Origin of the sequence: Pseudomonas argentinensis, from assembly GCF_001839655.2 — a bacterium.
In the GTDB taxonomy this organism is placed as follows: domain Bacteria; phylum Pseudomonadota; class Gammaproteobacteria; order Pseudomonadales; family Pseudomonadaceae; genus Aquipseudomonas; species Aquipseudomonas argentinensis_B.
In genome coordinates, this window is sequence record NZ_CP056087.1 from 4,817,474 (window position 1) to 4,828,817 (window position 11,344).

Here is an 11,344-nt window from a genome sequence, read left to right on the forward strand (position 1 = left end):
CCATGGCGGACAGACGGAACGCCAGCGACTATGCGGCGCTCTCAAGACACACCAGGTAACAAGTAACGCCAGGCGGGTGGCCGGTCCACCGGGCTCGGCGACTAGTCTCTTCTGCTTAGCCCTTCGCAACGGAGCACGCCATGCCCAGCCGTCGCCATTTCCTGCAGGGCAGCGCTGCCCTGATGACCCTTGCGGCCAGCAGCCAGCTGCTGCCCGGCTTCGCCTTCGCCGCCAACCCGGCCGCCGTGCTGCAGCGCAAGATTCCGTCCAGCGACGAGAGCCTGCCGGTGATCGGCCTCGGCACCTCCCAGACCTTCAACGTGGGCCTCGACGAATCCAGCCTGGAGGATCTCGACGAAGTGATGCGCGCCTTCATCAATGGCGGCGGCACGCTGATCGATACCGCGCCCAGCTACGGCCGGGCCGAAGCGGTGACCGGCGAGTTGCTCAAGCGCACCAGGACCCAGGGCAAGGCGTTTCTCGCCTCCAAGCTGTCGAGCACCGGCCGTGAGCGCGGCCTGGCGCAGTTCCAGGCCAGCCTCAAGGCCCTGCAGGCCGACAGGATGGACCTCCTGCAGGTACACAACCTGCAGGACACCACCACTCAGCTGGCCCTGGCCCGCGAGCTGCGCGAACAGGGCAAGGTGCGCTACATCGGCATCACCCACTACATCGAGTCGGCCCATGACGACCTGCTGGCGGTGCTGGCCAAGGAGAAAGTCGACTTCGTGCAGTTCAACTATTCGGTGGGCGAGCGCAACGCCGAAAAGCGCCTGCTGCCCTACTGCCGGGACAATGGCATCGCCACGCTGATCAACCGCCCCTTCCAGCGCGCGCAACTGCTCGGCCGGGTCAAGGGCAAGCCGCTGCCGGAGTGGGCCACCGAGATCGACGCCACCTCCTGGGCGCAGCTGCTGCTCAAGTTCATCCTCGCCAACGAGGCCGTGACCGCAGTGATTCCGGCCACCTCCAACCCGCGCTATGTGGTCGACAACCTCAAGGCCGGCCAGGGTCGCCTGCCGGATACCGCGCAGCGCCAGCGCATCGTCCAGGCCTTCGGCTGACCGCGCCACGAGCCCAGCGGGCAGATAATTGCAGCGCCAGCGCTTGTCACGCCCGCTACGGTGGAGTATCTGTTCACCCGCTGTGCCCCCAGATCACCACGGAAGTCCCCTGATGCCCCTCGACGCCACCGCTCCCCGCGCCACCACCGGCAAACCGACTGGCCGCATCCGGCAGAAGAACGAAGAAGCGATCATCGCGGCCGCCGAGGAAGAGTTCGCCCGCCACGGCTTCAAGGGCACCAGCATGAACACCATCGCCCAGGCGGTGGGCCTGCCCAAGGCCAACCTGCATTACTACTTCAGCAGCAAGCAGGGCCTGTACCTGGCCGTGCTGAGCAATATCCTGGCCCTGTGGGACAGCGCCTTCGACAGCCTGAGCGTCGACGACGACCCGGCCGAGGCGCTGGAGCGCTACATCCGCGCCAAGATGGAATATTCGCGCCGCTACCCCAAGGCTTCGCGCATCTTCGCCATGGAAGTGATCAGCGGCGGCGCCTTCCTGTCCCAGCACTTCGGCAAGGATCACCAGAGCTGGTTTCGCGAGCGCGCGGCGATCTTCGAGCAGTGGATCGCCGCCGGCAAGATGGAGCCGGTCGACCCCATGAACCTGATCTTCCTGATCTGGAGCAGCACCCAGTACCACGCCGACTTCGCTTCGGAGATCTGCCGGGTCAGTGGCCGCTCGCGCCTGACCAAGCCCGATTACCAGGCCGCGGCGGACAACATGGTGCGCATCATCCTCAGGGGTTGCGGGCTGAAGCCGAGCCTCTGATGCCTTACCTGCTACTCGCCCCTTGCGACTACCGCGAGGAAATCCGCAAGAGCCGTTTTCTCGCCCAGGCCCGCGCCGTCAGCAGCGCGGCGGAGGCCCAGGCCCTTATCGAGCAGCTCAGCGAACCGGGCGCCTCGCACAACTGCTGGGCCTGGAAGATTGGCCAGCAGTATCGCTTCAGCGACGACGGGGAGCCTGGCGGCACCGCTGGGCGACCCATTCTCGCCGCCATCGAGGCCCAGGGTTTCGACGGCGTGGCCGTGGTGGTGACACGCTGGTACGGCGGCATCCAGCTCGGCACCGGCGGCCTGGCCCGTGCTTACGGCGGCAGCGCCAACAAATGCCTGCAGAACGCCGAGCGCCAGGAGCAGGTGCCGTGCACCGCCTGTGCCTGCCATTGCGGTTTCGCCGAGCTGGCCCTGCTCAAGTCGCGCCTGGCCGAATTCGGCGCCCTGCTGGAACAGGAAAGCTTCGATGCCGATGGCGCCGAGCTGCAGTTGGCCGTGCCGCAGCCCCAGGTCCAGGCCCTGCAGCGCCTGCTGGCCGATATCAGCCGCGGGCGCAGCATCCTGCGCATCATCGAGTAACACAACCACCCACCTGCCCTGGAGCCCCCATGAAGCCGCACCTGCTGATTCTCAACCCGCTCAGCGAAAGCAGCCTGGCGCGCATCGCCGAGCACTACCGGGTGACCCATGCACCCACCGCCGCCACCCGGGAAGCGGCCATCGCCGAGCATGGCGACGGCATCCAGGCGGTGCTGACCATCGGTACCATCGGCCTGACCGGTGAGGAGATCGCCCGCCTGCCAGAACTGGGCTTCGTTGGCACCCTGGGTGTGGGCTATGAAAAGGTCGATATCGAGGCGGCTCGCGCTCGCGCCATCGCCCTCAGTAACGGCGCCGGTAGCAACGCCAGCTGCGTCGCCGACCATGCCATGGCCCTGCTGCTGGCGGCGATTCGCGACCTGCGCCGCCTGGACAACGCCTGCCGCGCCGGCGTCTGGCGCGACACCCTGCCGATGACCGACGGGGTCAGCGGCAAGCGCCTGGGCATCCTCGGCCTCGGCGCCATCGGCGAGCAGCTGGCCCGCCGCGCCGCGGCCTTCGATATGCCGGTGGGTTATCACAACCGCTCGCCGAAAGCGGGCAGCCCCCACCACTACTTCGCCAGCGTGCTGGAACTGGCGCGGTGGTGCGACTGCCTGGTGGTTGCCATCCCCGGCGGCGCCGCAACCCATCACCTGATCGGAGCCGAGGTGCTCGATGCACTGGGGCCGCAGGGCTACCTGGTCAACGTGGCGCGCGGCAGCGTGGTGGACACCGCAGCGCTGGGCACCGCGCTGCGCGAGAAGCGCATCCGCGCCGCGGCGCTGGACGTCTACGAAAGCGAACCGCTGCCGCCCACCGAGCTGCTCGACCTCGACAACCTGACCATCACCCCCCACGTCGGCGGCAACTCGCCCCAGGCATTGGAGCAGTCGCTGAGCCAGTTTCTCGGCAATATCGGCCGGCATTTTCGCGGCGAGCCGCTGCTGACGCCGATTTGAAGCTTTGGCTGCAGACTGGTGGGCTATAGCGGGCCATGCCCGCGAAAATTGTGGGAGTGAACTCGGAGTCAGCATATTGGTGGACTATCACGGATCGCCGCCCGGCTCACCCTAAGGCTTGGCTAGAGCGCTGGATTACCTGTGGGAACGGGCCATGCCCCGAGACTTTTCGCGGGCATGGCCCGTTCCCACAGGGTAATAGTAGGCTCCAGACCGCGGGATGGGTCGAGGCGCGTAGGCGCTAGCCCCAAACATCACCCGCGCCCGATCACGATGCCCTACCCGCCCCCACTCACCTGCAAACCAATGCCCAGCGCCTTGGCCAGCGACAGCGGCAACAGCAGGGTATCGAGCAAGGCGCTGGCCGGCAGGTCGACGCCGGCGTAGCGCGGCGCCTCGGCGCCAAAGCGCTCCACCGGGCAGCAACCGCCCTGTAGCGCGTACCAGTCAAGCCGCGTGCCGGCGTAGACCACCGGGGCGCCGGGCTTGTTGGCATCCAGCGTGCGCGCGGTGGCGCAGCCGCCCAATTGCAGGCAGGCGAGCAGAAGAAGCGCGCCGGCGTGCTTATTCATCGCCACTGTTGAGATGGTGTTCGCCCCAGCGCGGCAACATGTCCTGGGGGATGTTCAGGCAGTTGAGAATGCGCGCGACCACGAAGTCGACCAGGTCGTCCACCGTCTGTGGCTGGTGATAGAAGCCCGGCGAGGCCGGCAGGATGGCCACGCCCAGGTTGGACAACTTGAGCATATGCTCCAGGTGAATGCTCGAATAGGGCGCCTCGCGCGGTACCAGGATCAATTGGCGGCGCTCCTTCAGGGCAACGTCCGCGGCGCGCTCGATCAGGTTGTTGCAGGCACCGGTGGCGATGGATGACAGGGTGCCGGTACTGCACGGCACCACCACCATGGCCGAGGGCGCGCCGGAGCCGGAAGCCACCGGCGCCATCCAGTCTTCCTTGCCGTACACGCGAATCTGCCCGTCGGTGGCGCCGGTGTATTCGGTGAGAAAGGCCTGCATGGCCTGGGGTTTGGCCGGCAGGCTGACGTCGGTCTCGGTGGCCATCACCAGCTGCGCGGCCTTGGAGATCAGGAAGTGCACTTCCCGATCCTCACGCACCAGGCAGTCGAGCAGGCGCAGGCCGTACTGGGCGCCCGAGGCGCCGGTCATGGCGAGGGTAATGCGCTCCGGTCCACTCATAAATTCACTCTCAAAGCTGCTGTGCTTGCTTATGCTGCGTTAAAAGCCTGCTGGGTCGCCAGCCCGGTCGAATGCTCATTTACTACAGTAAACTCGAATGCGAGCCCAGTCCGTTCCTCGCAGGCTTTTGCCTTGCCTAATGTGCGCTCGCGACGCTTTGAGCGCGAATTTCGGCTCTTTATGAAAGCGCCTTGGCCAGCTTGCCATGCAGGCCGCCGAAACCGCCGTTACTCATGATCACCACCTGGGTACCAGGCCGTACCCGCGCCTTCACACCATCAATGATCGCGTCCAGGGAATCGCACACCTGGGTCGGATTGGTCGCTCCGGCAACGGTGGCCGCCAGATCCCAACCCAGGTTCGGCGGCGCGTACCAGAACACCGCATCGGCCTGCACGGCGGACTCGGCGAGGCCGTCGCGGTGGGCGCCGAGCTTCATGGAATTGGAACGCGGCTCGATGACCGCGATGATCTGCTCGTCGCCGACCCGCTTGCGCAGGCCGTCGAGGGTGGTGGCGATGGCCGTCGGGTGGTGGGCGAAGTCGTCATAGACGGTCACGCCGTTCACCTCGGCGACCTTTTCCATGCGCCGCTTGGCATTGATGAACCGGCCCAGCGCCTCGATGCCCAGCGCCGGCACCACGCCGACGTGGCGCGCCGCGGCCAGCACGGCCAGGGCGTTGGCCACGTTGTGCTGGCCCGTAAGCCCCCAGTCCACCACGCCTTCGACCTTGCCGTCGAAGCTCACCTCGAAGCGCGAGCCGTCGGCGCTGAGCAGGCGCGCCTGCCACTGCCCGCCTTCACCGGTGGTCTGCACGGGCGTCCAGCAGCCCATCCGGATCACCCGCGCCAGCGCAGCCTCGCTGGCCGGGTGAATAACCAGGCCTTCGCCCGGAATGATCCGTACCAGGTGGTGGAACTGCCGCTCGATGGCGGCCAGGTCCGGAAAGATATCGGCGTGGTCGAATTCCAGGTTATTGAGGATCGCGGTGCGCGGGCGGTAGTGCACGAACTTGCTGCGCTTGTCGAAGAAGGCGCTGTCGTACTCGTCGGCCTCGACCACGAAGAACGGCGTGCCGCCCAGGCGGGCGGAAATCCCGAAGTTCTGCGGCACGCCGCCAATCAGAAAGCCTGGCGCCATGCCGGCGTGCTCCAGCACCCAGGCAAGCATGCTCGAGCTGCTGGTCTTGCCGTGGGTGCCGGCCACCGCCATCACCCAGCGGCCCTGCAGCACATGGTCGGCCAGCCACTGCGGCCCGGACACATAGGGCAGGCCCTGGTTGAGCACGTATTCCACCGCCGGGTTGCCACGGCTCATGGCGTTGCCGACCACCACCAGATCCGGTGCCGGCTGCAGATGCGCGGGATCGTACCCCTGCAGCAGCTCGATGCCCTGGGCTTCGAGCTGGGTGCTCATCGGCGGGTAGACGTTGGCATCGGAGCCGGTGACGCGGTGGCCCAGTTCCTTGGCCAGCACCGCGAGCGAACCCATGAAGGTGCCACAGATGCCGAGAATGTGGATATGCATGAAAACCTCGAGAACAGGCACGCCAGGAGGCCGGCGAGCCGGGTGAAAACATGGCCGCAGATTAGCACAGCGGCGCCTGGCACCCAGCGACGATAACGGGGTGACGGAGCTGCGCTGGGAGTCGGCCGGTTTTATCGAAAACGAGCCGTTCAGGAACCAGGGCGGCCCATCAACAGCGAGTAACGCCCCGGCGCTTGCGGTCGGCGGGCGGCCTGTTATGGTGACGGCCACTCTCCCACCGAGCCGTTTTCCATGTGGTCGTTTAGCGCCTGGCGCCGTCGTCGCATTCTCTCTCGCCATCCTGTCAGTGCCAGCAGCTGGGCCACGGTGCGCCAGCGCCTGGCGATTCTCGACGGCCTCAGCGCCGAGGAAGAGCAACTGCTGCGCGAACGCGCCGTGCTGTTTCTGTACGCCAAGCACCTGACCGCCCTGCCCGGCCTCGCACTGGACGTTGAGGATCGCCTGGCCCTGGCGGCGCTCGCCGAACTGCCGCTGCTCGGCCTGGCCGACCTGAACTGGTATCGGGGTTTCCACGAGGTGATCCTCTACCCGGACGATTTCGTCAGCCCCCAGCGCCATCGCGACTCCGGCGGCATCGAACACCAATGGGACGGTGAGCACAGCGGTGAAGCCTGGCAACAGGGCCCGGTGATTCTCGCCTGGCCCGGTGTGCAGGCCAGTGGTGGCTGGGAGGGCTACAACCTGGTGATCCACGAACTGGCCCACAAGCTGGACATGCTCGGCGGCGACGCCAACGGCCTGCCGCCGCTGCACAGCAACATGGACGTGAAGCAGTGGGCCAGCGCCATGCAGGAGGCCTTCGACAGCCTGAACGCCGAACTGGATGCCGACGAAGAGGCGCAGACCGCCATCGACCCCTACGCCGCGGAAAACCCCGCCGAATTCTTCGCGGTGACCAGCGAATACTTCTTCAGCGCGCCAGACCTGCTCGATGAGGCTTATCCCAAGGTCTACGCGCAGTTGCGCCTGTTCTATCGGCAAGACCCATTGGCACGTTTGCGCCGCCTGCAGGTCGAACACCCGGACTATCAGCAAGCCGCGCCCGCAACTGCCGATACGCCAGATGGCTGTAATGGCAACGATGCGGGAATCCACCTATAATCGCGCCACTTTTTGGCGCACATCAGGGAGTCACCCATGAGCTACAGCAAGGTTCCGGCCGGTAAAGACCTGCCGAACGACATCTACGTCGCTATCGAAATCCCGGCCAACCACGCGCCGATCAAATACGAAATCGATCACGACACCGACTGCCTGTTCGTCGACCGTTTCATGGCCACCCCGATGTTCTACCCGGCCAACTACGGCTTCATCCCGCACACCCTGGCCGACGACGGTGACCCCCTCGACGTGCTGGTCGTGACACCGTACCCGGTCGCCCCAGGCTCGGTGATCCGCGCCCGCCCGGTTGGCGTACTGCACATGACCGACGAAGCCGGTGGCGACGCCAAGCTGATCGCCGTTCCCCACGACAAGCTGACCACCATCTACAAAGACGTTCAGGAATACACCGACCTGCCCCCGCTGCTGATCGAGCAGATCAAGCACTTCTTCGAGAACTACAAGGATCTCGAGAAGGGCAAGTGGGTCAAGGTCGAAGGCTGGGGCAACGCTGACGCGGCCCGCGCCGAGATCACCAAGGCGGCTGCTGCTTACCAAAAATAAGCACAACCTGCCTTACGAAAGCCGGCCACAAGCCGGCTTTTTACTGCCCGAAAAAAGCCATTGCCCCCCGGCGTTATGGGCCGACAACGGAGCAAATTACCGCCCGTTCAGGGTCTGGGATCGGATCGACTCTAGGGTCATGGCTCCGTCTTCAGGGCTTCCAGAGCCTGGGCCAGGCTGGCGCCGGACAGTTCACCGAGGTGGCTGCCCAACAGGCGGCCCTCGGCGTCGTAGAACAGGGTGGTGGGCAAGGCCCGCGAGCCGACCAGTTGCCCCAGGCCCCCGTCGCTGTCGAGCAGCACGTTGTCCAGTCGCAGCGCCTGGCTGGCGAGATAGGCACTGACTTCGTCGGCGCCCTCGCCCTGGTTGGCGAACACGAAGGTCACCCCTGGATGCGCACGCTGCGCCTCGGCCAGCACCGGCATCTCGCGCCGGCAGGGCGGGCACCAGGTGGCCCAGAGGTTGATCACCATGGGCTGGCCGAGCTTCTCGCGCAGTTCCACCGGTTGCCCCTGGACATCGCGCAGGGCCAGTTCCGGCAGGCGCGTGCCCTGCTCCAGGCTATGCAGCAGCAGGCTGCCCATGCCCCACACCAACAGGCCCACGACCGTGCCAGCGCCCAGGGCGCGGCGCATCGCCGCCTGGCGCCACAGGTACCAGGCGCCCAGCAGCGCTGCCGCCAGTACACCGCCCCAGGCGATGAAGCCGCCGTCGCGAATGTCGATCACCCGCCAGGGCGCTTCCTGGTAATGCTCGAAGTAGCGGACGACAAAGGCCAGCCGCGCGCCCAACAGCGCCGCCAGCAGCAGGCGGAAGATCAGCTTCTCCGGATTGACCTGGTGCTTGCGCCCCAGCCACCAGCCGACCAGGGTGGCCAGCACCAGGCTCACCAGCAGCAACACATGGCCCACGCCAAGCGCCAGCGGCCCTACATCTATCGTCAACATCAGCCACGCTCCATGGTGGTATCCCAGACGCGCAGCAGCTGCAGCGCGGTCTTTAACAATTGTTGATGCTGGCGCGCAACGAAGGCGCCGGTCAGCCGATCAGGGCTGATCCAGCCCCCGCTCCCTGAGACGGCGATACAGGGTCCGCTCACTGAGCCCCAGATACTTCGCCAACTCGCTACGCGTGCCCTTGAAGGTGGCCACTATCTGCAGCAACGAGCGTTGATCGTCTGCCGCTACCGGCAGCCCGGACGCGCGCGCGGTGATGGCCGGCGGTAGATGGTGGAGGCGAATGATCCCGTCGTCGGCAAACAGGCTTGCCCTGTCCAGGGCATTGCGCAATTCGCGTATATTGCCCGGCCATGCATAGCGCTGGAGGCTGACCAGAGCCTCGTCATCGAGGACCAGCCGCCTGGCCGGGTCACGCCGCTGCAGGAACGAATTCGCCAGCAAGCCGATATCCTCTACGCGGTCACGCAAGGGCGGCAGCTGAATGGGAAAGGTACTGAGGCGGTAGTACAGGTCCGCCCTGAACGCCCCGCTGCCCATCATCTCTTCCAGCGGTTTGTGGGTCGCGGCAACCAGCCTGAAGTTGGCATGGAGGGTTTCCACGCTGCCAACACGCCGATAGGTTCCCGACTCGATCAGGCGCAGCAGTTTTACCTGCATGGCAAGGGGCACATCACCGATTTCGTCGAGGAACAGGGTGCCGCCCTGGGCGATGTCCACCAAGCCCGGCTTGCGGGCCACGGCGCCGGTAAAGGCGCCCTTTTCGTGGCCGAACAACTCGCTTTCGAACAGCGTTTCGGTCAACCCCGAGCAGTCGACCACCACGAACGGCCCGTCGGCCCGCTCGCTGTTCTCGTGAACGGCGCGGGCGAACAATTCCTTGCCCGTACCCGACTCGCCCAGCAACAGCACCGGCAGCATCGTGGCGGCCACACGCTTGAGCTCCGCCAAGGCGAGGTTGAACGCCGCAGAACAGCCCACCAAGCCTTCGTCATTGGGTCGCGCCGAGGCGCTGCGCACCAGGGTCAGGCGCTCCACGTAAGCCCCTATGGCTCCTCCCTCGGCGAAGATCGGCCGCAGCTCGACGTCGACGTGCTCGGGTCCACGGGGGGTGTGATGGATATGCAGCACCCGATCCGGGCCATTGAGCTCCTGCGCCTTGCGCATGGGGCAGTGCTCACCGGCCTGATCGCAGGGAACAGCATAATGGTGCGAGACCTCATAGCATTTGCGCCCCACTACCGGCGAGTCAGGGCTGGCAAACTGGCGCTGATAGGCCGCGTTCGCGGCGAGGATCCGGTAATCGGTATCGAGCACGATCATCGGCTGCGGCTCGTGTTCGAGAAACGAAACCAGTGACCGAAGCTGATCCGACTTGACGTTTGAACCGCCTGCTTTGGCTGCCATGGACTCTATCGCGGACGCTGAGGGTGTCAGCATCCTGCGGCGCACTGCCAACACTGTCAATTGGCAGTGCCGCTTCTGCCAAATGGCATAGCCCACCGCGGTTTATCGCGGCGACTTTATTCAGAAACGTTAAAGCGCAGATAAAAAACATTGAAAATCATATAGATAGCCAACACCCGCGAGATCAGGCAGGTTGGCACAGCTGTTGCTCCTCTGCTGGTCACCATGAGCGGCCCTGATTAGAGGCCTCGCCAGGAGACGGAACATGCGCAACAAACTCCACGTCGAAGCGTTCCACGACAGTGCGACCGGCACCATCAGCTATATCGCCCTCGATCTCGAGACCAACCGCTGCGCCCTGATCGACAGCGTGCTCGATTACGAGGCCAAGGCCGGCCGTACCACCACGGTTTCCGCAGACAGGTTGCTTGCCCGGGTGGTCGAACTCGAGGCGAGCGTGGAGTGGATCCTGGAAACCCATGTCCACGCCGATCACCTGACCGCCGCGCCCTACCTGCAGGCGCAGGTGGGCGGCAAGATCGGTATCGGCAGTCATATTGCCAAGGTCCAGGACGTGTTCGGCAGCCTGTACAACGCCGGTGCCGACATGCCCTGCGACGGCAGTCAGTTCGATCACCTGTTCGCCGACAACGAGCCGTTCAGCATCGGCTCCCTGGCCTGCCATGCGCTTCACACACCCGGGCACACCCCCGCCTGCATGGCTTATGTCCTAGGTGATGGGCAGAACACCGCCGCGTTCGTGGGCGACACCTTGTTCATGCCCGACTACGGCACTGCACGCTGCGATTTTCCGGGTGGCGACGCACGCACCCTGTTCAGGTCAATCGGCAGGGTGCTGAGCCTGCCGGCCGACACCCTGCTCTACGTCTGCCACGACTACCCGCCGGACGGACGAGAGGTGCGGTACCTCAGCACGGTGGCCGAACAGCGCAAACTCAATATTCACGTACGCGATGGCATCAGCGAAGAACAATTCGTGGCCATGCGCACCGCCCGCGACGCCACGCTGGACATGCCCACCCTGATCCTGCCTTCGGTGCAGGTCAACATGCGCGCCGGGCATCTGCCAAAGCCGGAAACCAACGGTGTGCGCTATCTGAAGATACCGCTCAACCTGATCTGACGCGCCCATAACAATTATCCGCGCACGCCTTCATACAGAGG

At 65.4% G+C, this 11,344-nt stretch carries 12 protein-coding genes; 7 read left to right on the forward strand and 5 right to left on the reverse strand.

All coding sequences use genetic code 11. The annotated features are described in order from the left end of the window. Nucleotides 1–140: 140 nt before the first annotated feature. The 4 genes from SA190iCDA_RS21835 (at nucleotide 141) to SA190iCDA_RS21850 (ending at nucleotide 3,385) form a co-directional block, all read left to right on the forward strand. Nucleotides 141–1,064 carry an aldo/keto reductase gene (locus tag SA190iCDA_RS21835; RefSeq protein WP_070887211.1) on the forward strand — a complete coding sequence of 308 codons (924 nt, stop codon included), beginning with the start codon at nucleotides 141–143 and terminating at the stop codon, nucleotides 1,062–1,064. 112 nt (nucleotides 1,065–1,176) lie between these two features. Beyond that, complete coding sequence (locus SA190iCDA_RS21840; protein WP_070887210.1) at nucleotides 1,177–1,836, forward strand: TetR/AcrR family transcriptional regulator; 660 nt, start codon at nucleotides 1,177–1,179, stop codon at nucleotides 1,834–1,836. Continuing rightward, entirely contained in the window at nucleotides 1,836–2,423 is a 588-nt protein-coding gene (locus tag SA190iCDA_RS21845) for an IMPACT family protein (RefSeq protein ID WP_070887209.1), read from the forward strand. The genes SA190iCDA_RS21840 and SA190iCDA_RS21845 overlap by 1 nt, the downstream gene beginning before the upstream one ends. Nucleotides 2,424–2,452: 29 nt before the next feature. Continuing rightward, nucleotides 2,453–3,385, forward strand: a complete 933-nt coding sequence (locus SA190iCDA_RS21850; RefSeq protein ID WP_070887208.1) for a 2-hydroxyacid dehydrogenase — start codon at nucleotides 2,453–2,455, stop codon at nucleotides 3,383–3,385. A 278-nt stretch (nucleotides 3,386–3,663) separates the two neighbouring features. Here the strand turns inward: SA190iCDA_RS21850 and SA190iCDA_RS21855 are convergent, their stop codons facing one another. The 3 genes from SA190iCDA_RS21855 to mpl all read right to left on the reverse strand — a co-directional run bounded on the left by SA190iCDA_RS21855 (nucleotide 3,664) and on the right by mpl (nucleotide 6,110). After that, on the reverse strand, nucleotides 3,664–3,957 hold the full coding sequence (locus SA190iCDA_RS21855) for a YceK/YidQ family lipoprotein (protein ID WP_070887207.1): 294 nt from the start codon (nucleotides 3,955–3,957) through the stop codon (nucleotides 3,664–3,666). Next, nucleotides 3,950–4,582 (reverse strand): flavin prenyltransferase UbiX, encoded by a 633-nt coding sequence (ubiX, locus tag SA190iCDA_RS21860; protein ID WP_070887206.1) that lies wholly within the window; start codon nucleotides 4,580–4,582, stop codon nucleotides 3,950–3,952. The genes SA190iCDA_RS21855 and ubiX overlap by 8 nt, the downstream gene beginning before the upstream one ends. A 178-nt stretch (nucleotides 4,583–4,760) precedes the next feature. After that, nucleotides 4,761–6,110: a UDP-N-acetylmuramate:L-alanyl-gamma-D-glutamyl-meso-diaminopimelate ligase gene (gene mpl / locus SA190iCDA_RS21865; protein WP_070887205.1), complete on the reverse strand. Its 1,350-nt coding sequence runs from the start codon at nucleotides 6,108–6,110 to the stop codon at nucleotides 4,761–4,763. A 252-nt stretch (nucleotides 6,111–6,362) separates the two neighbouring features. Here mpl and SA190iCDA_RS21870 point away from each other — a divergent pair, with 252 nt between their 5' ends. Together SA190iCDA_RS21870 and ppa are read left to right on the forward strand one after the other, a co-directional pair. Further along, complete coding sequence (locus SA190iCDA_RS21870; RefSeq protein WP_070887204.1) at nucleotides 6,363–7,232, forward strand: zinc-dependent peptidase; 870 nt, start codon at nucleotides 6,363–6,365, stop codon at nucleotides 7,230–7,232. 36 nt (nucleotides 7,233–7,268) lie between these two features. Next, nucleotides 7,269–7,796: an inorganic diphosphatase gene (gene ppa / locus SA190iCDA_RS21875; RefSeq protein WP_070887203.1), complete on the forward strand. Its 528-nt coding sequence runs from the start codon at nucleotides 7,269–7,271 to the stop codon at nucleotides 7,794–7,796. Between the two features lie 137 nt (nucleotides 7,797–7,933). Here ppa and SA190iCDA_RS21880 read toward each other — a convergent pair whose 3' ends face one another. Continuing rightward, nucleotides 7,934–8,743, reverse strand: coding sequence for a TlpA family protein disulfide reductase (locus tag SA190iCDA_RS21880; RefSeq protein WP_070887202.1), 810 nt, complete (start codon nucleotides 8,741–8,743; stop codon nucleotides 7,934–7,936). Between the two features lie 99 nt (nucleotides 8,744–8,842). Beyond that, the gene (locus SA190iCDA_RS21885; RefSeq protein WP_070887201.1) at nucleotides 8,843–10,159 is read right to left on the reverse strand and encodes a sigma-54 interaction domain-containing protein; all 1,317 of its coding nucleotides are present in this window, start codon (nucleotides 10,157–10,159) and stop codon (nucleotides 8,843–8,845) included. Nucleotides 10,160–10,424: 265 nt separating this feature from the next. Here SA190iCDA_RS21885 and SA190iCDA_RS21890 point away from each other — a divergent pair, with 265 nt between their 5' ends. Then, nucleotides 10,425–11,303 carry an MBL fold metallo-hydrolase gene (locus SA190iCDA_RS21890; protein WP_070887200.1) on the forward strand — a complete coding sequence of 293 codons (879 nt, stop codon included), beginning with the start codon at nucleotides 10,425–10,427 and terminating at the stop codon, nucleotides 11,301–11,303. The last annotated feature ends 41 nt before the right edge of the window (nucleotides 11,304–11,344 follow it).